This window comes from Rhodococcus sp. YH1, assembly GCF_009939605.1.
Lineage (GTDB): Bacteria > Actinomycetota > Actinomycetes > Mycobacteriales > Mycobacteriaceae > Rhodococcus > Rhodococcus aetherivorans.
Map to the genome: position 1 here is coordinate 1 of NZ_WVTE01000086.1, position 20487 is coordinate 20487.

Annotated in this window: 20 protein-coding genes; 14 read left to right on the forward strand and 6 right to left on the reverse strand. The window is 71.5% G+C overall.

The annotated features are described in order from the left end of the window. Genes AIIKEEIJ_RS08370 through AIIKEEIJ_RS08380 form a run of 3 tightly spaced genes read right to left on the reverse strand, consistent with a single transcriptional unit; the run spans position 1 to position 2667 of the window. Positions 1-1191 (reverse strand): acetyl-CoA C-acetyltransferase, encoded by a 1191-nt coding sequence (locus AIIKEEIJ_RS08370; RefSeq protein ID WP_161995413.1) that lies wholly within the window; start codon positions 1189-1191, stop codon positions 1-3. A gap of 49 nt (positions 1192-1240) precedes the next feature. Continuing rightward, positions 1241-1903, reverse strand: a complete 663-nt coding sequence (locus tag AIIKEEIJ_RS08375) for a CoA transferase subunit B (protein WP_006942868.1) — start codon at positions 1901-1903, stop codon at positions 1241-1243. After that, positions 1900-2667, reverse strand: a complete 768-nt coding sequence (locus AIIKEEIJ_RS08380; RefSeq protein WP_029541161.1) for a CoA transferase subunit A — start codon at positions 2665-2667, stop codon at positions 1900-1902. The genes AIIKEEIJ_RS08375 and AIIKEEIJ_RS08380 overlap by 4 nt, the downstream gene beginning before the upstream one ends. A gap of 203 nt (positions 2668-2870) precedes the next feature. Here AIIKEEIJ_RS08380 and AIIKEEIJ_RS08385 point away from each other — a divergent pair, with 203 nt between their 5' ends. Beyond that, a complete protein-coding gene (locus AIIKEEIJ_RS08385; RefSeq protein ID WP_043801479.1) occupies positions 2871-3653 on the forward strand; it encodes an IclR family transcriptional regulator in 783 nt (260 codons plus the stop codon). A 61-nt stretch (positions 3654-3714) separates the two neighbouring features. On the opposite strand, the gene AIIKEEIJ_RS08390 is transcribed toward AIIKEEIJ_RS08385, so the two are convergent. Then, positions 3715-4752: a phosphotransferase family protein gene (locus AIIKEEIJ_RS08390; protein WP_050034590.1), complete on the reverse strand. Its 1038-nt coding sequence runs from the start codon at positions 4750-4752 to the stop codon at positions 3715-3717. Between the two features lie 351 nt (positions 4753-5103). On the opposite strand from AIIKEEIJ_RS08390, the gene AIIKEEIJ_RS08395 reads away from it, so the two are divergent. From AIIKEEIJ_RS08395 to AIIKEEIJ_RS08440, 10 genes are read left to right on the forward strand one after another with little or no spacing between them, the layout of a single operon-like run. Further along, positions 5104-5943 carry an enoyl-CoA hydratase-related protein gene (locus AIIKEEIJ_RS08395; protein ID WP_006942875.1) on the forward strand — a complete coding sequence of 280 codons (840 nt, stop codon included), beginning with the start codon at positions 5104-5106 and terminating at the stop codon, positions 5941-5943. Continuing rightward, a complete protein-coding gene (locus AIIKEEIJ_RS08400) occupies positions 5930-6964 on the forward strand; it encodes a phosphotransferase family protein (RefSeq protein WP_006942877.1) in 1035 nt (344 codons plus the stop codon). Before AIIKEEIJ_RS08395 ends, AIIKEEIJ_RS08400 begins: the two co-directional genes overlap by 14 nt. Before the next feature lie 34 nt (positions 6965-6998). Next, positions 6999-8192 (forward strand): acyl-CoA dehydrogenase family protein, encoded by a 1194-nt coding sequence (locus AIIKEEIJ_RS08405; protein ID WP_161995414.1) that lies wholly within the window; start codon positions 6999-7001, stop codon positions 8190-8192. Then, positions 8189-9286 carry an acyl-CoA dehydrogenase family protein gene (locus AIIKEEIJ_RS08410; RefSeq protein ID WP_006942879.1) on the forward strand — a complete coding sequence of 366 codons (1098 nt, stop codon included), beginning with the start codon at positions 8189-8191 and terminating at the stop codon, positions 9284-9286. The genes AIIKEEIJ_RS08405 and AIIKEEIJ_RS08410 overlap by 4 nt, the downstream gene beginning before the upstream one ends. 49 nt (positions 9287-9335) lie before the next feature. Next, complete coding sequence (locus tag AIIKEEIJ_RS08415; protein WP_029541173.1) at positions 9336-10994, forward strand: AMP-binding protein; 1659 nt, start codon at positions 9336-9338, stop codon at positions 10992-10994. Positions 10995-11011: 17 nt separating this feature from the next. Then, positions 11012-11863: an acyl-CoA thioesterase gene (locus tag AIIKEEIJ_RS08420; RefSeq protein ID WP_029541176.1), complete on the forward strand. Its 852-nt coding sequence runs from the start codon at positions 11012-11014 to the stop codon at positions 11861-11863. Next, positions 11860-12519 (forward strand): HAD family hydrolase, encoded by a 660-nt coding sequence (locus tag AIIKEEIJ_RS08425; RefSeq protein WP_006942885.1) that lies wholly within the window; start codon positions 11860-11862, stop codon positions 12517-12519. Before AIIKEEIJ_RS08420 ends, AIIKEEIJ_RS08425 begins: the two co-directional genes overlap by 4 nt. 28 nt (positions 12520-12547) lie before the next feature. Continuing rightward, positions 12548-13180 carry a nucleotidyltransferase gene (locus tag AIIKEEIJ_RS08430; RefSeq protein ID WP_185713869.1) on the forward strand — a complete coding sequence of 211 codons (633 nt, stop codon included), beginning with the start codon at positions 12548-12550 and terminating at the stop codon, positions 13178-13180. Next, positions 13177-13449: a BON domain-containing protein gene (locus AIIKEEIJ_RS08435; protein WP_006942889.1), complete on the forward strand. Its 273-nt coding sequence runs from the start codon at positions 13177-13179 to the stop codon at positions 13447-13449. The genes AIIKEEIJ_RS08430 and AIIKEEIJ_RS08435 overlap by 4 nt, the downstream gene beginning before the upstream one ends. Further along, positions 13446-14159, forward strand: coding sequence for a metallophosphoesterase family protein (locus tag AIIKEEIJ_RS08440; protein WP_050034595.1), 714 nt, complete (start codon positions 13446-13448; stop codon positions 14157-14159). The genes AIIKEEIJ_RS08435 and AIIKEEIJ_RS08440 overlap by 4 nt, the downstream gene beginning before the upstream one ends. 57 nt (positions 14160-14216) lie before the next feature. On the opposite strand, the gene AIIKEEIJ_RS08445 is transcribed toward AIIKEEIJ_RS08440, so the two are convergent. After that, the gene (locus AIIKEEIJ_RS08445) at positions 14217-15233 is read right to left on the reverse strand and encodes an NADP-dependent oxidoreductase (RefSeq protein ID WP_006942896.1); all 1017 of its coding nucleotides are present in this window, start codon (positions 15231-15233) and stop codon (positions 14217-14219) included. Positions 15234-15393: 160 nt separating this feature from the next. Here AIIKEEIJ_RS08445 and AIIKEEIJ_RS08450 point away from each other — a divergent pair, with 160 nt between their 5' ends. The 3 genes from AIIKEEIJ_RS08450 (at position 15394) to AIIKEEIJ_RS08460 (ending at position 18899) form a co-directional block, all read left to right on the forward strand. Then, positions 15394-17118 (forward strand): AMP-binding protein, encoded by a 1725-nt coding sequence (locus AIIKEEIJ_RS08450; protein WP_044476290.1) that lies wholly within the window; start codon positions 15394-15396, stop codon positions 17116-17118. Between the two features lie 153 nt (positions 17119-17271). Beyond that, a complete protein-coding gene (locus AIIKEEIJ_RS08455; protein ID WP_006942900.1) occupies positions 17272-18663 on the forward strand; it encodes a lysine N(6)-hydroxylase/L-ornithine N(5)-oxygenase family protein in 1392 nt (463 codons plus the stop codon). Next, positions 18660-18899, forward strand: coding sequence for an MbtH family protein (locus tag AIIKEEIJ_RS08460; RefSeq protein ID WP_003936798.1), 240 nt, complete (start codon positions 18660-18662; stop codon positions 18897-18899). Before AIIKEEIJ_RS08455 ends, AIIKEEIJ_RS08460 begins: the two co-directional genes overlap by 4 nt. A gap of 29 nt (positions 18900-18928) precedes the next feature. Here AIIKEEIJ_RS08460 and AIIKEEIJ_RS08465 read toward each other — a convergent pair whose 3' ends face one another. After that, positions 18929-20401 carry a threonine/serine ThrE exporter family protein gene (locus AIIKEEIJ_RS08465; protein WP_303683296.1) on the reverse strand — a complete coding sequence of 491 codons (1473 nt, stop codon included), beginning with the start codon at positions 20399-20401 and terminating at the stop codon, positions 18929-18931. Positions 20402-20487: the final 86 nt, after the last annotated feature.

The window sequence follows — 20487 nt, forward strand, 5'->3', positions numbered from 1 at the left end:
CTACGCCTTGGGGACGCGGACGATGAGGGCGTCGCCCTGGCCGCCGCCGCCGCACAGGGCCGCGGCCCCGACACCGCCGCCGCGGCGGGCCAGTTCGAGCGCCAGGTGCAGCACGATCCGGGCCCCGGACATCCCCAGCGGGTGCCCCAGCGCGATGGCGCCGCCGTTGACGTTGATCCGGGCCGGGTCCAGCCCCAGCTCGCGGCCGGAGGCGATCCCGACCGCGGCGAACGCCTCGTTGATCTCCACCAGGTCCAGCCCGGCCGGGTCCAGGCCCTCCCGGGCGCAGGCCTTGGCGATCGCCCGGGCCGGCTGGGACTGCAGCGTCGAGTCCGGGCCGGCGACCACCCCGTGCGCGCCGATCTCGGCGAGCCAGGACAGACCCAACTGTTCGGCCCTGGCCCGGCTCATCACCACCACCGCGGCCGCCCCGTCGGAGATCTGCGACGCCGACCCGGCGGTGACGGTGCCGTCCTTCGCGAACGCCGGCCGCAGCGCCGCCAGCGACTCGGCGGTGGTCTCCGGGCGGATGCCCTCGTCGGCGGTGACCACGACCGGCTCGCCGCGGCGCTGCGGGATCGACACCGGCACGATCTCCGCGTCGAACAGCCCGTCCTTCTGCGCGCGGGCCGCCCGCTGGTGGCTGGCGGCGGCGACGGCGTCCTGCTCGGCGCGGGAGACGAACCGGGTGCCGGTGTTGGCGGCCTCGGTGAGGTTGCCCATGGCCTGGTCGGTGAAGATGTCGTGCAGCCCGTCGAAGGCCATGTGGTCGCGCAGGGTCACATCGCCGTACTTGAACCCGGCCCGGGAGTGCTCGAGCAGGTGCGGGGCCTGGCTCATCGACTCCTGGCCGCCGGCGACGACGATGTCGAACTCGCCGGCGCGGATGAGCTGGTCGGCCAGCGCGATCGCGTCGATGCCGGACAGGCACACCTTGTTCACGGTCAGGGCGGGCACGTCCATCGGGATGCCGGCGGCCACCGCGGCCTGCCGGGCCGGGATCTGGCCGGCGCCGGCGGTGAGCACCTGACCCATGATCACGTACTCGACCTGCTCCGGGGCCACCCCGGCCTTGGCGAGGGCACCGGCGATGGCGACCCCGCCGAGGTCCGAACCGGAGAGGTCCTTCAGGGCGCCCTGCAGACGCCCCATCGGGGTCCGGGCTCCGGCAACGATGACAGAACTGGTCACGATGGGGTCTCCGATCTTGTTGTCGAGCAGTGGTATTCGACTAATTCTCTCAGACGAGCTCGTCGATGCGGATCTCGAGCGGCGCCGCGGTGGCCGCAACGACGTCGTCGACGGTCACGCCCGGCGCGAGCTCGCGCAGCGCGAGGGTCCCGTCGCCGACGACGTCGATCACCGCGAGGTCGGTGATGATCCGGTCGACGACACCCTGGCCGGTGAGGGGCAGGGAACACGTGTCGACGATCTTCGAATTGCCGTCGCGGTCGGTGTGTTCCATGACCACGATGACGCGGCTGGCGCCGTGCACCAGGTCCATGGCGCCGCCCATGCCCTTGACCATCTTGCCGGGAACCATCCAGTTGGCCAGGTCGCCGGTCCGGGAGACCTGCATGCCGCCGAGCACGGCGGTGTCGATGTGCCCGCCGCGGATCATGCCGAACGACAATGCCGAATCGAAGAATGCGGCACCGGGATTGACGGTGACCGTCTCCTTGCCCGCGTTGATCAGGTCCGGGTCGACGTTCTCCTCGGTCGGGTACGGGCCGGTGCCGAGGATGCCGTTCTCCGAGTGCAGCGTCACCTGCACGTCCGGCGGAAGATGACCGGGGATGAGCGTCGGCAGCCCGATGCCCAGGTTGACGTACTCGCCGTCGATCATCTCCGCGGCCGCGCGGGCCGCCATCTGGTCTCGGGTCCATCCCTTGGTGCCGGTCATCGTGCCGCCCCTTCCGTTGCCTGGACTGTCCGCTTCTCGATCCGCTTGTCCTGCGGACCGGTTTCGACGATGCGCTGCACGAAGATTCCCGGCAGGTGCACCTGCGCGGGATCGAGCTCGCCGGGCTCGACGAGTTCCTCGACCTGCGCGATCGTGACCTTCCCGGCCATCGCGGCCAGCGGGTTGAAGTTCATCGCCGTCTTGTCGAAGATCAGGTTGCCGGCGGTGTCGCCCTTGACGGCGTGCACCAGCGCGAAGTCGGCGGTGATGCCCTCCTCCATCACGTACCGCTTGTCGCCGAAGGCCCGGGTCTCCTTCGGCGGGGAGGCCACGGCCACCGAGCCGTCGACGTGGTACCGCCACGGCAGTCCGCCGTCCGCGACGGGGGTGCCGACACCCGCCGGGGTGAAGAACGCGGGGATGCCGGCGCCACCGGCGCGCAGCCGCTCGGCGAGGGTGCCCTGCGGGGTGAGCTCGACCTCGAGCTCACCGGCGAGATACTGGCGGGCGAACTCCTTGTTCTCCCCGACGTAGGAGGCGGTGACCCGGCGGATCTGGCGCGCGTTCAGCAGCAGGCCCAGGCCGTGGTCGTCGACGCCGCAGTTGTTGGAGAACACCTCGAGATCGCCGACGCCGGACTCGACCAGCGCGCGGATCAAGGCGTCGGGGATGCCGCACAACCCGAACCCGCCGACGGCGATCGTCGCGCCGTCGGACACGTCCGCGACGGCGGCCGCGGGCGTGTCGAACACTTTCGTTCCCATCACAGACCCCTTCTCGAGACTTCGGTCCCTCCGGACCCCGGTGCAGGATGCGTTCATTCAATGGACGATGACGCATCGGTCGAGTACCACTACATGCTCTGTGTTTGCCGATTTCAAGGCCTTGCGAGCGGCGCATTCGAGATTGCTCGCCCATCGGAACGTCGATTTCGACGGCGTTCACTGAGTGGACGTATTCTCGTGTCATGGAGGAGGCACAGAGACCCCACGTGATCGGCCGCGTCAGCGCGCTGCTGCGCGCGATCGCCGGGCACGAGCCCACCGGCTCGTCGACCTCGGATCTGGCCCGGGCGACGAACCTCGCGCGCCCGACGGCGCACCGCCTGCTGACTTCGCTCACCGACGAGGGCCTCGTCGACCGCGACCCGAAGACCGGTCGATGGTCGCTGGGGCCCGAGCTGTACCTGCTCGGCTCGCTGGCGGCCGGCCGTTACGACATCACCGACCTCGCCCGCGACATCCTGCGCGACCTCGCACGGGAGACCGGCGAGAGCGCCTTCCTGTCCGCCCGGCGCGGGGACGAGACCGTGTGCCTCGCCAGCGAGGAGGGCAGCTTCCCGCTGCGTTCCCACGTCCTCCACGTCGGGATCCGGCTGCCCCTCGGTGTCGCGTCCGCGGGGCTCGTCATCCTGTCCCACCTGTCCGACCGCGACATCGACGAGTACCTGTCCCGTACCGACCTGACCGCCGGGTGGGGGCCGGACCACAGCCGGCAGGCCGTCGAGGAACGGATCGCCGCGACGCGCCTGGCCGGCTACTCCACCAATCCCGCCCTGCTCGTGGAGGGAAGCTGGGGGATGGGGGCCGCCGTCTTCGACCACCGGGACGCGCCGGCCTGGGCGCTGAGCATCACCGGGGTGGAGAGCCGTTTCCGCGCCGACCGTCGTCCCGAACTCGGGGAACTGCTGCTCCGGCAGGCGCATCGTCTCACCCAGTTGCTGCGCCACCGCCCCCGGCGGTCCGGGTGAGGGACGATCGTCCGGACGCGCACCCGGATCGGGCCGCCGCACCGCCCGCACTCGCGTCGCGTCAGCCCGGCCCTCGCCCCGTGAGCACCGCGCGGGCCATCTCGGCCAGCTGCGCCGGACGCTGTGCGAGGGCGTCGATGTCGACCTCCTGATCGCCCATCGCGCCGGCGCGGAACCTCGCCGCCACACCCTCCGCGATGGCTGCGAGCTTCCACAGCGCGAAGCCCTGGTGATAGCGCAGGTCGTCGAGGTCACGGCCGGTCGTGTCGGCGTACCGGGAGGCGACCGTGTCGACGTCGAGGAAACCGTCGGCGGGATCGGGCGCCCAGCCGATCACGTCGGCCGACGCCCAGGTGGCGGTGAGCCACCCGAGGTCGGCCATCACGTCGCCGATGGTCCACAGCTCCCAGTCCAGAACCGCGCGCACCTGCCCGTCGGTCCCGATCAGCAGGTTGCCCGGCCGGAAGTCGCCGTGCACCAACCCGGTCCACCGTTCGGCGGGCAGCTTCCGGGTCAGGAGCTCGTGGACGTCCCACACGGGCCCGGGACCGACACCGCCGGCGGTGAGCTGACGGCTCCAGCGCCGCAATTGGCGCTCGAGGTAGCTGCCCGGTTTGCCCAGTTGCGCCAGCGGTCCGGTCGTGGTGTCCACCGCGTGGATCACCGCGAGGGTGTCCACGATGCTGCGGGAGGCGGTCGGTCGGTTCGGCCGGGGGATCGCGGCGACCGTCTCGGCATCGTCGAGGACGATGCCCTCGACGTGCTTCATGACGTAGAAGTCCGCCCCCGTCACCGACCGGTCGGTGCAGCAGCCCGTCACCGGCGGCACCGGCACCGGGCCGCCGGCGAGCAGGTCGAGGATGCGCCACTCCCGCACGACGTCGTGGGCGGAGGAGAGCAGTTCCCCGGTCGGCGGCCGGCGCAGGACCCAACGCGTCCCCGCCTCGTCACGGACCCGGTAGGTGAGGTTGGACCGGCCTCCGGTGATCAGTTCGAAGTGCAACGGGGGTGCGACGTCCGGGAGGTGCTCGACGAACCACGCGGTGACGCGCGCTGCGTCGAGGCCGATCGGCTCGCTCGCGGCATCCACCTGAGCCATCGCGCCCTCTCTGCTCGTTCGGATTCGGTGCGGATCCCTCATGCTTACTCGCCTCGCGCACCGATCGGTACGTGCCGTGCCGGACCACCGGGGAAATTCGGGGCGCGGTCCACGCGCCCCAGACGCCGTTGGGCCCTGACCGGGTCCTCCGCCCGCCGGCGACCCGGGACTCGGGGATCGGGCAAGCCCCGTCGAGCCCGCGCCGACCGTGGCCCGGGCCGCCTGCCCCGGTCACATCCGGATGGCCCGAGCGATTGACATCACACCGCCTCGGGCGCAAACTATGCGAGCGCTCAGCAACTTGAATCTGACGTCAAGTTACGTGACTCCCTGCTGTGAAGGAGCACCCGGATGACCGACGCACCCGCCGCGGCGACCCGCGGCGTGGCCACCACCGACGACCTGGTCCTGACCGAGCGGCGCGGCCCCGTCGCCCTGCTCACCCTCAACCGGCCGGCCAAGCTCAACGCCTGGAGCAACGCGCTCGAGGACCGCTACTTCGACCTGCTCGCCGAGGCCGACGACGACCCGCAGGTGCGGGCCGTCGTCGTCACCGGTGCCGGCCGCGGATTCTGCTCCGGCGCCGACCTCGACGACCTGCGCCACGTAGCCGACGCGTCGGACGACGACCTGATGCGGCCACGCCCGCGCGACTTCCCGCTGCGGGTCCGCACACCGCTCGTCGCCGCGATCCGTGGACCCGTCGCGGGACTCGGCCTGGTCGAGGCTCTCTACTGCGACGTCCGCTTCGGCGACCCGACCGCCCGGTTCACCACCGCGTTCGCGCGCCGCGGGCTCATCGCCGAGTACGGCATCAGCTGGCTGCTGCCCCGCCTCGTGGGCCACAGCCGCGCCACGGACCTGCTCCTGTCGAGCCGTATGGTCGACGCGGACGAGGCCCACCGGATCGGCCTGCTCGACCATCTCGTCACCACCGGCGACGTCGTCGACGCCGCCGTCGCCTACGCGACCGACCTCGCCGCGCACTGCTCGCCGCGGTCGATGGCGACGATCAAGCAGCAGCTGCGCGACGACGCCGACCGGTCCTACCCGGACGCGCTCGCCGCCGCGGACCGCCTGATGCGCGAGGCCTTCCGCGGTCCCGACGTCGCCGAGGGCGTCGCCAGTCACCTCGAGCGGCGCGCCCCCGCGTTCGCCGCCCTGCCCGGGAGTGCCCATGCCCCTGCGTGAAACCGTCGGCATCGACCCGGACGCGATCCTGCGCTGGTTCGGCGACCTCGGCATCGAGCACACCGCGCCGCTGACCTTCGACCGCATCGGGCTCGGACAGTCGAACCTGACCTACCTGGTGCAGGACGGCGACGGCCGCCGGTGGGTGCTGCGGCGACCGCCGCTCGGGCACCTACTGGCGTCCGCGCACGACGTCGCGCGCGAGGCCCGCATCCTCTCCGCGCTCGAGGGCACCGACGTGCCGACGCCGAAGGTGTTCGGGCTCACCGACGATCCGGCATTCAGTGACGTGCCGCTGGTGCTCATGGAGTTCGTCGACGGACAGGTGGTGGACCGGATGTCCGTCGCCGAATCCCTGACGCCGGAGCGCCGCCGCCGGATCGGGCTGTCGCTCGCGCGGACGCTCGGCCGGATCCATGCCGTGGACCTCGAACGTACGGGGCTCGACGCCCTCGCCCGCCCCAAGCCGTATGCGGAGCGGCAGCTGCACCGCTGGGCCGGCCAGTGGGAGAAGTCGAAGACCCGCGAGCTGCCCGAACTCGACGACCTGACCCGCCGGCTCCTGGCCGCCGTGCCGCCACAGCACGAAATCACCTTGGTGCACGGTGATTTCCACCTGCGCAACGTCATCACCTCGTGCGAGAGCGGTGACGTCGTCGCCGCGCTGGACTGGGAACTGTCCACCGTCGGCGACCCCCTCGCCGACGTCGGGTCGTTGTTCGCGTACTGGCCCGAGCCGGGGGAGGACACCGGCGGCGACTTCCCCGCCTCCACCCTCGAGGGCTTCCCGAGCCGCGCCGAACTCGCCGCCGTCTACCTGGACGAGACGGGCCGCGACCCGGCGGCGCTGAAGTTCTGGCACGCGCTGGGGCTGTGGAAGGTGGCGGTGATCGCGGAGGGTGTGATGCGCCGCGCCCTCGACGAACCGCAGAACAAGGCCGCGGCCGGCACTCCCACGGTCGCGCGCATCGACGCCCTCGTCCACAAGGCCCGCGAGATCGCCGACGAAGCCGGCATCTGACGCCCCCACCACCCTCGACACGCAGGAGACGACGATGTCCCCCGACGAGCAGACGACCTCGCGCGACCTCTCCGGGCGCGTGAAACACCTTCTGGACCAGTATGATCCGAGCACGACCGGGCCGGAGGACTTCCTCGGCGCTCGGTTCGACGCGGGTCTCGCCTGGGTGCACTTCCCGCCGGGCCACGGCGGACTCGGCCTGCCGCAGAGTCACCAGGCGCAGGTCGAGGCCGAACTGGCCGCCGCCGGAGCACCCCGGCCCGCCGCGGGCCGCAACGGCATCGGCCTGGGCATGGCCGCGCCCACCATCGCGGCGTTCGGCACCGAGGAGCAGAAACGCCGGTTCCTGCGTCCCCTCTACACCGGACGGCACATCTACTGCCAGCTGTTCAGCGAGCCCGGCGCCGGCTCCGACCTGGCCGCCGTCGCGACCCGCGCGGTCCGCGACGGCGACGACTGGATCGTCAACGGCCAGAAGGTGTGGACGTCGGGCGCGCAGAACGCGCAGATGGCGATCCTGGTGGCCCGCACCGACCCGAGCGTGCCCAAGCACGCCGGCCTGACGTACTTCCTGCTGGACATGAGCGATCCGGGCGTCGACGTGCGACCCCTGCGGCAGATCACCGGCGAGGCCGAGTTCAACGAGGTGTTCCTCACCGACGTGCGGGTACCCGACGCCAACCGGCTCGGCTACGAGGGGCAGGGCTGGCGCGTCGCCACGACCACCCTCAACAACGAACGCGTCGCGATCGGCTCCGGCGCGCCCCGCGAGGGCGGCATGATCGGCAAGGTCGCCGCGACGTGGCGCGAGCGTCCCGAGCTGCGCGACCCGGCGCGGCACGACCAGCTGATGCGGCTGTGGGTGGAGGCGGAGGTGACCCGGCTGACCGGAGAACGCCTGCGCCAGCAGCTCGCCGCGGGCCAGCCCGGTCCGGAGGGCTCCGGCATGAAGCTCGCGTTCGCCCGCCTCGCCCAGACCGTGTCGGGATTCGAGGTGGAGTTGCACGGCGAGGACGGCCTCCGATACGACGACTGGACCCTGCGCCGGCCTGAGGCGGTGGACTTCACCGGCCGTGAACCCGGATACCGGTACCTGCGCGCCAAGGGCAACTCGATCGAGGGCGGCACGTCGGAGATCCTGCGCAACGTCGTCGCCGAGCGGGTGCTCGGGCTGCCGCCGGAACACCGTGTGGACAAGGACATTCCGTGGAAGGACCTGGCGCGATGACCGACCTGCTGTACTCCGACACCGAGGACGCCCTGCGGGACAGCGTCCGTCGCGTGCTCACCGATCGCTGCCCACCGTCCGTCGTGGTGACCGCGTACGACGCCGCGCCCGCCGACTTCTCGGGCGTGTGGAAGACGGTCGCCGCCGAACTCGGGCTGGCGGGGCTGCTGGTGCCCGAGTCGCTCGGCGGCGCCGGCGCGAGCACCCGCGAAGCCGCGGTCGTCATGGAGGAGATCGGCCGGGCCGCCGCGCCGGTGCCGTACCTGTCGAGCGCGGTGCTCGCCACCGTCGCGCTGCTGCGCGCCGGCGACACCGGGACCGTGCCGGCCCTCGCGGAGGGCGCCGCGACCGGCGCCCTCGTCGTGCCGTTGTCGACGGCGCCGGACGCCGCGATCACCGGGGTGCATCGCACGGCCGACGGCCTGACCGGACGGGTCACCAGCGTCGCCGGGGCACACGAGGCCGACGTGCTCGTCGTCCCCGTCGCGGGGCCGGACGGCCTCGAACTGCACACCGTCCGGTCGGACGCCGCCGGCGTCACGGTGACCCCGGTGCTGTCGCTGGACATGACCCGGCCGATCGCCGACGTCGAGTTCGCCGGGGCCGCCTCCACCCGCGTCGACGGCGGCGACGCGGCCGCCGCGGTGACCGAGGCGCTGCAGTGCGGGGCGGTGCTGCTCGCCTCCGAGCAGCTCGGGGTGGCCCAGTGGTGCCTCGAGACCACCGTCGCCTACGTCAAGGAGCGCCGCCAGTTCGGCCGCGCCGTCGGTTCGTACCAGGCGATCAAGCACCGGCTCGCCGATCTGTGGCTCGAGGTGGGCGCAGCGCTGTCGGCCGCCCGGTACGCGGCCGACGCGTACGCACGCGGCGACGACGACACCGCGATCGCGGCGGCGGTCGCCCAGTCCTACTGCAGCGACGTCGCCGTCCACGCTGCCGAGGAGTGCATCCAGTTGCACGGCGGCCTCGGCATGACCTGGGAGTACCCGGCGCATCTCTACCTCAAGCGGGCCAAGGCCGATCAGCTCGCGCTCGGCGTCCCGTCCCGGCACCGCGCCCGGCTGGCGGACCTCGTCGGCCTGCCGGTCTCGTGACCGAAACGATTGCGCTGCAACAACACACGAAAGGACAGGTGCCGCCACGATGAGCTGGTACGACGACAGGCCCTGGATGGCCCAGTACGATCCCCGCGTGGCCGAGGTCGGACCCGTCCCGCGACGGACCACGCTCGAGGTGTTCGCCGACGCCGTCGCCGCCGCGCCGGACGGGCCGGCGATCACGTATCTCGGTGCGACGCTGACCTATCGGGAAGTCGACGAGCTGACCGACGGCGTGGCGGCCTACCTGCTCGAACACGGCTTCCGCAGGGGCGACCGGCTGGCCGTATACCTGCAGAACGTGCCGCAGTTCGTCCTCGCGCTGTTCGGCGCGTGGAAGGCCGGCGGCGCGGTGGTGCCGCTGAACCCGATGTACAAGGACGAACTCGACCACATCCTCACCGACGCCGGCGTCGTCGCCGTCGTGTGCGGCGAACAGGCGTGGGCGGACCGGGTGGCGGAGCGGGCCGCCGGGGCGGGCGTGACGATCGCGCTGACCGCGAGCGAACTGGACCTGCAGACCCGGAACGACGAGCGGCTCTTCGCGGGCGTCGAGCGCCGCCGTACGCCGGGCGTCCCCGACCTACTGGAGGTCGCCCGCGAGTGGGCGGGCCGCCCCGTCCCCGATCCGGGCCTGGTCCCCGACGACATCGCGCTCGTCTCCTACACGTCCGGGACGAGCGGACTGCCCAAGGGCGCCACCAACACCCACGCGAACCTCACCGTCAACTGCGTACTGCTGCGCCTGTACGACGAGATTCCGGCGGGTTCGCCGATCTTCGCTCTCGCGCCGCTGTTCCACATCACCGGGATGGTCGTCCAGTTGCTCACCGCGGTGGAACTGGCCGGTCCGCTGGTGCTGGCCTACCGCTTCGACGCCGGGGTGGTGCTCGACGTCCTGAAGCGGGAGCGGCCCGCGTTCATGGTCGGCCCGTCGACCGCGTACATGGCGCTGCTGGCGCATCCGTCGTTCTCGTCGGACGCGTTCGAGTCGCTCCTGACCCTCAACTCCGGTGGCGCGCCGCTGCCACCGGCCATCGTCGAGCGCTTCCGCGAGCGGACCGGCCTCTACATCCGCAACGGTTACGGCCTGACGGAGACCAGCGCGCCCTGTGTCGTCGTGCCCTCCGGCCGCGAGGCGCCGGTGGATCCGGACTCGGGCACGCTGTCGATCGGCCTGCCGCTGCCCACCGCGATGGTGCGCATCGTCGACGAGGACGGCAAGGACCTCGGACCGGGCGAGGTCGGGGAGATCGCCGTCGAGGGTCCCATGGTCGTCCCCGCCTACTGGAACCTGCCCGAGGCCACCGCCGAATCCATCCCGGGCGGGCGGCTGCTGACCGGTGACGTCGGCTTCATGGACGCACAGGGCTGGGTGTACGTGGTCGACCGCAAGAAGGACATGATCAATGCCTCCGGGTTCAAGGTCTGGCCCCGCGAGGTGGAGGACGTGCTCTACCGGCATCCGGCGGTCCGCGAGGCCGCGGTCGTCGGCGTGCCCGACTCCTACCGCGGCGAGTCGGTCGCTGCGTTCGTGAGCCTGCGCCCGGACCAGGACGTCGACCCGGACGAGCTGGTGGCGTGGTGCCGCGACCGGCTGGCCACCTACAAGGCCCCGCGGTCGGTCGAGATCCTGGACGAGCTGCCCAAGACCACCAGCGGGAAGATCCTGCGCCGCGAGATGCGCAGGGTCGCGTCGTCCTGACCCGAGGAGGGAAACACGTGCCGAGCATCGACGAGGTTCTGGGCCTGCGCGAAATCGCCCCGGCGACGTTCCGCGCCGACCCGGTGCCGACCGAGATGGAGCGGACCTTCGGCGGCCAGGTCGCCGGGCAGGCGCTTTCCGCGGCGGCACGGACCGTGCCGCCCGAGTTCGGCGTGCACTCGGTGCACGGGCACTTCCTGCGCCCCGGCCGGCCGCTCGACCCCACCGACTATCGGGTGGACGCCGTGCGGGACGGCGGCAGCTTCCGCACCCGGTACGTCACCGCGGTCCAGGACGGCGAGACGGTGTTCACACTGACCGCCTCGTTCCACCGCGGCGACGACGGGTACACCCATCAGGCGGCCATGCCGGCGACGGCCGGACCGGAAGAGATCGCGGAGAACGGCCGCCCGTGGGCCGCGTGGTACGACTTCCCGGAATGGGACGACTGGGAGCGCCGCTGGCTCCCTGCGGACGAGGCCACGCCCGACGTGCCGTCGCGCCGGCGGTTGTGGATACGGCACCGCACCCCCCTGCCCGACGACCCGGTCCTGCACGCCTGCGCCCTGACGTACTGCAGCGACATGGCGCTGCTCGACATCGCCGTCCTACCGCATCCCGACAGGCCGATCCAGGGAGCGTCCCTCGATCACGCCGTGTGGTTCCTGCGGCCGTTCCGGGTGGACGAATGGCTGCTGTTCGATCAGGTGTCGCCGTCGTCCGAATCGGGGCGCGCCCTGATCCAGGGACAGATCTTCGACACGGCCGGACGACTGGTCGCCGCCGTCGCGCAGGAGGGCATGGTGCGGTTCCACACCGAGCGCGCCGCGGCGGTCGGCGCCGGACGCGCGGAAGGCCGGGCGGAATGAACCTCGCTGCACCCATCTCCGAACGCACCGCCGTCCTGGTCGACTTCGGCGGGGTGATCACCACGAGCGTGTTCGCCGCGTTCGAGGAGTTCGGCGCGACACTCGGCGATCCGGGACTGCCGCTGCGGCTGCTCGGCGGCGACCCGATCTCGCGCGGGCTGCTCGCCGAGCACGAGTCGGGGCGCATCGACGCGGAGGAGTTCGAGCAGGGCTTCGCCGAGCGGTTGCGCGCCCACGGGGCGGCCGTGACCGCGGAGGGACTCGCCGCCCGGATGCAGGCCGGGATGCGGCGCGACGACCGGACGGTGGCCCTCGTCGACGACCTCCGGGCGGCCGGCGTGCCGGTCGCATTGGTGTCCAACGCCTTCGGCCGGGACTGCTATGCCGGCTTCGACCTGGCCGCGCTCGCGGACGAGGTGGTGATCTCCGCCGAGATCGGCATCCGCAAGCCGTCGCGCCGCATCTACGCCCTCGCGTGCGAGCGGCTGGGGGTGGCGCCCGAGCAGGCCGTGATGGTCGACGACCTGCAGCAGAACCTCGACGGGGCGGCGCGGATCGGCATCGCCGGCGTGCTGCACACCGACGCCGACACCACGCGCCTCGAGCTCGCCGAGCGGTTCGGCTTCGTGACGGGACGAGTGCCCGGTCAGGTGTGAGCCGTCGGCGCGCGGGTACCCGCCACCCATGACCAACGCACAGCCCCACAGCCCCGACGCCGCGACGGTCGACGTCGCGGGTTCGCCGGACGAGTCGGTCAAGGAGACCCAGCTGCTGCAGGTGCTGACCAAGGCGGCGAACACCCTCAACGAAGCCGGGGTGCCGTTCGCGGTCGGCGGTGGATGCGCGGTGTACGCGCGCGGTGGGCCCGCGTCCGACCACGACGTGGACCTGTTCGTCCGCCCCCGGGACGTGGACGCCGCGCGGGAGGCGCTCGTCGCCGCCGGCATGCGTCCGGTCGATCCGCCCGAGAACTGGCTGAGCAAGGTCTACGAGGGGGAGCATCTCGTGGACCTGATCTTCCGCCCCAACGACCGGGACGTCGACGATTCGATGCTCGCCCGCGCCCAGTGGATGCGCATCGGCCCGACCGCGGCGCCGGTGATCAGCGGCACCGACCTGATGAGCGACAAGCTCAACGTGCTCGACGCGCACCGCTGCGACTTCGCGCCGCTGCTGCGCATCGCCCGCGCCCTGCGCGAGCAGGTGGACTGGGCCCAGGTGGCCACCGCCACGGCGGCGTCGCCGTACGCCCGCGCCTTCCTCGGCCTGCTCGCCGACCTGGGCATCATCGAACCCGGCTCGGAGGTCCGGCCATGAGTCACGAACACCCGGAGCAGGATCACCCGCAGTATGTGGTGGCGCACCTGCACCGCGCCCTGGCCGAGGATCCCCGCACCGCCGAACAGGGCGTGCGCGTCACGATCCGCGGCACCGACGTGTACCTGACCGGCGAGGTCGCCAGCGCCGCACGCCGCGACGCGCTGACCGTGGTGGTACAGGAACAGCTACCGGACGTCACCGTCCACAACGACGTGCACGTGGTCGACTCGCGCGACCCCGGAACCTCGGTGGAGGAACTGCGATGAGGATTGCCGCCGTCGGCGACGTACACCTGGCCGAGGACGCCCGCGGCCATCTGCGGCCCGCCCTCGAACACCTGCACGAGCATGCCGACGTGCTGCTGCTCGCCGGTGATCTCACCCGGCACGGCACCGTCGACGAGGCGCGCGTCGTCGCCGACGAGTTCGGCGACCTGCCGGTGCCCGTCGTCGGGGTGCTCGGCAATCACGACTACCACAGCGACGCCGCGGACGAGATCACCGAACTGCTCCGCGACCGGGGCATCGTCATGCTCGAGGGTGAGTCGGTCGTCCTCGAGGTGGACGGGGCGCGGCTCGGTGTGGCGGGGACCAAGGGATTCGGCGGGGGTTTCGCGGGCAAGTGCGCGAGCGCGTTCGGTGAGCCGGAGATGAAGCAGTTCGCCGGGCACACCGTGGAACTGGCCGACAGGTTCCGCAGCGCCGTCGCCGAGCTCGACGGTGCCGACGTCCGCGTCGGGCTGCTGCACTACTCGCCGATCAGCGACACCCTGCGCGGCGAACCCGCCGAGATCTACCCGTTCCTCGGGTCGTATCTGCTCGGCGAACCGGTCGACGAGTTCCACCTGGACCTGGCCGTGCACGGGCACGCGCACGCCGGGTGCGAGCGCGGCACCACCCCGGGCGGCGTGCGGGTCCGCAACGTCGCGCAGCCGGTCATCCGCACCGCCTACGCGGTCTACCGGTTCGAGAACTGATCGCTGGGGCCGGTCGCGGGGTGGCGGGCCCGACACTCGACCACCCCGCGCGAGCCCTCAGGCGTCGTCGGTCATCTTCAGCACGAGCTTGCCGGTGTTCGCACCGTCGAACAGCATGTTGAGCGTGCGCCCGAAGGCCTCGGCGCCGCCGCTCTCGACCTGCTCGCGGGTGACCAGTTCGCCGCGGCGGATCCACTCCGACACCGCGGCCATGCCCTCGGGGAAGCGGTCGAGGTAGTCGAAGACGATGAACCCGGCCATGGAGGCCCGGTTCACCAGCAGGGACAGGTAGCGTGACGGCCCCGGCTGCGGGTCGGTCGCGTTGTATCCGGAGATGGCACCGCACAACACGACTCGCGCATTCTTGCGCAGCACGGCGAGCGCCGAGTCGAGCGTCTCACCGCCGACGTTGTCGAAGTAGATGTCGATCCCGTCCGGCGCGGCGGCGTGCAGCGCCCGGCCCACGGAACCGGCCTTGTAGTCGATGGCGGCGTCGAAGCCCAGTTCGTCGGTGAGCCACGCGCACTTGTCGGGCCCGCCGGCGATGCCGATGACGCGACACCCGCTCAGTTTGGCGATCTGCCCGGCGATGCTGCCGACGGCCCCGGCGGCGCCCGAGACGAGCACGGTGTCGCCCGGCTTCATCCGCCCGACGTCGACGAGGCCGAAATATGCTGTCATGCCAGGGAATCCGAGGGCGCCCAGCCACACCGGCGGGGCCGCAAGGGATTCGTCGACCGGGACGACGCCGCTACCGTCGGAGACGGCGTAGTCGCACACCCCGAAGTGTCCCGAGACGAGTTGCCCCTCCTTGTAGTCGTCGTGCCGGGATTCGTGTACCCGGCCGACGGCATGGGCGCGCATGATCTCGCCGATCGCGACCGGCGGGATGTACGAACGGACGTCGTTCAGCCACCCCCGCATGGCGGGGTCGAGGGAGACATACTCGACGCGGACGGTGAACTCGCCGTCGGCGGGCCGCGGAACGGGTGCGGTGGTGATGTCCCAGGTGGACTCGTCGGGGCGGCCGACCGGTCGTCGCGCCAATCGGACCTGCTTGTTCACGGACGCCATGCATATTCCTTTCGGCAGCGGAACGTCTACTGCGGTGCGGTGATTCGGACTCCTCGCGAGAATTCCGGGCAGTTGAATCCGACACCGGATTCAACTATACATGGCGGGTGACCGGGATCACCCCGGCCGTCGCGGATGCCCCGAGAAACGGAAGGTCGACATGACACGCCAGCTCGACACGGTCCCCACCGATTCCGATGCGCTCGAGGCCGCGCTCGCCGAGATCCGGCGGGTGCAGGAGGCCCACTGGCCGCCGGAGGTGCCGCGCACGGTGGAGTACCCGATCGAGGGTCGCGGGCTCGTGGACTACCTGCGGCACTGGGCGAGCGTGCGTCCCCACGCCCCCGCGATCGAGTTCTACGGTCGCACCGTCGGCTATGCCGAGTACGACGACCTCTCCGACCGGTTCGCCGGCTGGCTGCTCGCCCGCGGCGCCCGGGCCGGCGACCGCGTCGGTGTCCACCTCGGCAACTGCCCGCAGTTCCACGTCGCGATGCTCGGGATCCTCAAGATCGGCGCCGTCCACGTGCCCGTGAACCCGATGCTGCGCGAGCACGAACTCGCCCACGAGCTCGCCGACGCCGGCGTCACGATCCTGCTCACGCAGCCCGAACTGCTCCCGCTCGTGGAAGCGGTCCGGCCGCGCACCCCTGTGCGGCACGTCGCCGTCACCGCCCTCGGCGACATGCTCGCCGGTGTGGCGCCGGGGGAGGTGCCACCGCCCTTCCCGGTCGCCGATTCCGCCGTCGGCGACTGGGCGGGCATCGTCGACAGCCCCCGCGCTCCTGCCGTCGCGACCGATCCGGACGCGCTCGCCGCGCTGAACTACACCGGTGGCACCACCGGCATGCCGAAGGGCTGTGAGCACACCCAGTGGCACATGGTCTACACCGCCGCCGCGGCCACCGTCGGCGGCGGCCGCCGGGTGGGGGAGACGACGGTGGTGCTCAACTACCTGCCCATGTTCTGGATCGCCGGCGAGGTTTTCGGCATCCTCAATCCCCTCGTCAACGGCGGCACCGTCGTGCTGATGACCCGGTGGGACGCGGACGCCGCGCCGGCCCTCGTCGAGCGGCACGGAGTCACCAGCACGGTCGGCACCGTCGACAACTACGTGGAGCTGATGGAGGCGCCCGGCTTCGACGGCAGCCGCGCCGCCAGCCTCGACAACGCCATGGCGGTGTCGTTCGTGCTGAAGCTGGATCCGGCGATCCGCCGGCGGTGGCGCGACGCGACCGGCCACACCCTGCGGGAGGCGAGCTACGGCATGACCGAGACGAACACCGCCGACACCTTCACCCTCGGCTTCCAGGACGGCGACGTCGACCTCGAGAGCGAGCCCGTGTTCTGCGGCCTGCCGGTGCCGGGCACCGACATCCTGATCGTCGACGAGACGGGCGCTCCGGTGCCGATCGGCGCGACCGGGCAGATCATCGTGCGCAGCCCCTCGGTGACGACCGGGTACTACCGCAATGCCGAGGCCACCGCGGACTCGTTCCAGGGCGCCTGGTTGCGCACCGGTGACGTCGGTCGGTTCGACGAGCGGGGCGCGCTGCACTATCTCGCCCGCAACAAGGAGATGATCAAGACCAACGGCATGAGCGTCTTCCCCGCCGAGGTCGAGGCGCTGCTGCGCATGCATCCGGACGTCGCGACGGTCGCGGTGGTCCCCAAGTCCGACCCGGACAGGGGACAGGTCGCGTTCGCGTTCGTCCAGCCGGTCCCCGGCGCGGCCGTCACGGCCGAGGGGCTCGTGGCGTGGGCGCGGGAGAACATGGCCGGCTACAAGGTGCCGATCGTCGAACTCGTGGCTGCGCTGCCCATGACCGCCACCGGCAAGATCCGCAAGGGCGACCTGTTCGCGCGGGCGGAGGAGCGCAACTAGGGCGGGCCGGAGCCGGGCCGGGAGGGGTGCAGCGCAGCCTCCCCAGCCGACCTCAATGATTGGTAGGCTAACCAAACCAAGGATAGCCTGAGCTATCTTCTTGTGCGATCGATCCATCCGCGGCTGCGGCCCCAGAGCACGGAAGAGCGACCAATGACCGACCGATCCTGCAACGACAGCGGTGACTCGCCGTCGCCGGACGGCGAACCACCGGAACTCCTCGACCTCGTCGGGATCGGATTCGGGCCCGCCAATCTCGCTTTGGCGATCGCCGTCGAAGAACACAATGCCGACGCCCCGCACGATCCCGTGCGGGCACGGTTCTTCGACCGGCAACCCGCCTTCGCGTGGCATCCCGGCATGCTCCTCGAGGGCGCCACCATGCAGATCGCCTTCCCGAAGGACCTGGTCACCTTCCGCAACCCCACGAGTCCCTACACCTTCTTCGCCTACCTGCACGACCGGGGCCGGCTCGTAGACTTCGTCAACCACCAGACGTTCTTCCCGACGCGGCACGAATTCCAGGACTACCTGCAGTGGGCGGCCGGCCGCGTCGACGCCGACGTGCGCTACGGCACCGAGGTCACCGCGGTCGAGGCCGTGCACGACGAGGCAGGCATCGCCGACCGCCTCGCCGTCCACACCGCCGACGGCACCGTCGTGCACGCCCGAAACGTCGTCGTCGGCGTGGGGTTGCGGCCCCGCATCCCCGCGTGGGCCACCGAGACCGCGCGCTGCTTCCACAACCACCGGTTCCTGTTCCATCTGGCCGAGATGCCCGCGCCCGTGCACCAGCGGTTCGTCGTCGTCGGCGCCGGCCAGAGCGCCGCCGAGGTGGTGCAGTACCTGCACAGCCACTATCCGCAGGCCGAAGTGCACAACGTCTTCGCCCGCTTCGGCTACAGCCCCGCCGACGACAGTCCGTACGCCAACCGCATCTTCGACCCGGCCACCGTCGACGAACTGCACGCCGCACCCGAGGCCGAGCGGGCACGACTGCTCGCCCTGCACCGCGGCACCAACTACTCCGTCGTCGACCCCGACCTGATCACCGCGCTGTACGCGGCCGAGTACCGCGAACGCGTCAGCGGACGGCGGCGGCTGTTCATGCGGCGCGCCTCCGAGATCGCCGCGGTCACCGAGACGACCACCGGAATCGAGGTGGACGTGCGCAGCACGATCGACGGACTCACCGACACCCTGATGTGCGACGCCGTCGTCCTCGCCACCGGGTTCGAGCCCGCCCCGCTGCCGCCCCTGCTCGGCGCCCTCGCTTCCGCGTCGTCGCCGCTGCGCACGGTCGACCGGGACTACCGGCTGCCCACCGCCGGCGACGTCCGTGCCGGGATCTATCTGCAGGGCGGCACCGAGAAGACCCACGGGTTGACGGCGTCGCTGCTGTCGAACGTGGCGATCCGGTCCGGGGAGATCCTCGGATCCGTCCTCGAGCGGCGCGGAGGAAAACTACCAGCGGGTCATGACCGGACCCCCGGGCTTGCTAGGGTACGAAAGCAGCACACCTATGCGACAAGTGAGGCGAGATGAGCACGAATCCTTTTGACGACGAAGACGGCCGCTTCTACGTCCTCATGAACGACGAGGAGCAGTACTCGCTGTGGCCGACTTTCTCCGAGGTGCCGCAGGGGTGGCGCGTGGTGTTCGGGGAGGAGTCGCGTGCAGCATGCGTCGAGTACGTGGAGAAGAACTGGACCGACATGCGGCCGAAGAGCCTGCGTGACGCCATGGAGGCAGACGAGAAGGCCCGCAACGCGGGCGCCTGACCTGCCGCGGTAACCGCGTCGACCGAGAGTCACCCCGTGGGTGCACCACCCGCGGAGTGACTCTCGTGGCGTTTCGAGCCCCGGTACGGACGCACCCGCCGGACGCGGCGCAACTGCGGCCGGCGAAGCGACCCCGCCCGCAGCACGCTCCGCGGATGCCGGACCGTGCGGGCCAGCCACTCGCCGAGCGTCACCCCTGCCGCCAGCGCGCACCCGATGCCGAACGCCGAGAACAGCGCGGTCAGCCCGAGCAGCAGTTCGCTGCCGATCACCGCGTACAGGCCCCGATACAACGACAGGCCCGGCAGCAACGGGGTGATACCGGCGACCGCCACCACCAGCGGCGGGGTCAGCGCCCGTCGCGCCATCAAGCCACCGGCGAAGCCGACCACCGTCGCGGCGGTCGCCGACGAGATGATCGGACCCACCGCGAACTCCATCGACATCAAGAACACGAGGCTGCCCACCGCACCGCCGAGCGCGGCGGCCGTCAGCGCCCGTCGCTCGGCGTAGCACGCCAGCGCGTAGAACAACGCCGACGCCGCACCGGCGAGCACCTTCACCGGCAGCGCGGTCGCCGTCGGCAGCGCATCGTTGCTGATCACCGGCAGCTCCGCGCCGAGCGCCTCCATCACCTTCAGCGCCGTCGCCACGCCGGCGATGATTCCGCCGGTCATCATCACCAGCTCGAAGAACCGCGCCGACGCGGTGATCGGTGCCCCGGTGATCGCGTCCTGCACCGAACCGACCAGCGACAGTCCCGACAGCAGCACCGTCACGCCGGCCGCGATGATCAGGCCCGGCGGCACGTCGACACCCAACGGTTCGCGCAGGTTGAACAACAGGATCGCGGGCGTCGCGGCGATGATGCCGCCGACCACGTGCTGGAAGAAGAACGGCAGGCCCATGCCGTTGAGGACGCGGTTCGTCCGGTCGATGACCGCCGTGGATGCGAACGCCATCACCGCCACGAGCGCGCCACCGCCGAGCAGGACCGAGATCGACGCGGCCATCGCCGCCCACGCGAACGTCGCCACCCAGCGGTGATACGGGTGCGGCGCCGTCGTGATCGCCAGCAGATCCTCGCGGGCCTGCGCCGGCGAGATCGCCTCCCGTCGGATGCGCCGGGTCAGCCGGTCCACCGCGGCGAGCCGCGTGAAATCCATCGACCGGTACTGCACGACGCGCATCGTGCTCGCCGGCGGCATCGTCGGCCCCCGGTACGCCGAGAGCACGATCGAGTTGTAGGTGACGTCCACGTCGCACTGGGCCAGGCCGTACGTCGCGGCGACGAAACGGACCTGCTCGGAGGTGTCGATCGCACCCGTGCCCGCGGCCAGCAGCACCTCGCCGACGCGGACGGCGACGTCGAGCGCCTCGGCGACCGTCGCGTCGTCGGTCAGGTCGATCGGCTGCAGCGGCGCCGGCGCCTCGGTGATGGTGTCGAGGGTGGCGCGACGGTCGAGGACGAGCTTCCCGAAGGCGGTTGCCAGCGTCCCCACCGTTACGTGCTCCCGTCCGTCCGGTGTTCGGCGATGCGCGCGGTAACAGCAGCCATGGATCCACCGTAACGAACCCGGGCGGTCGC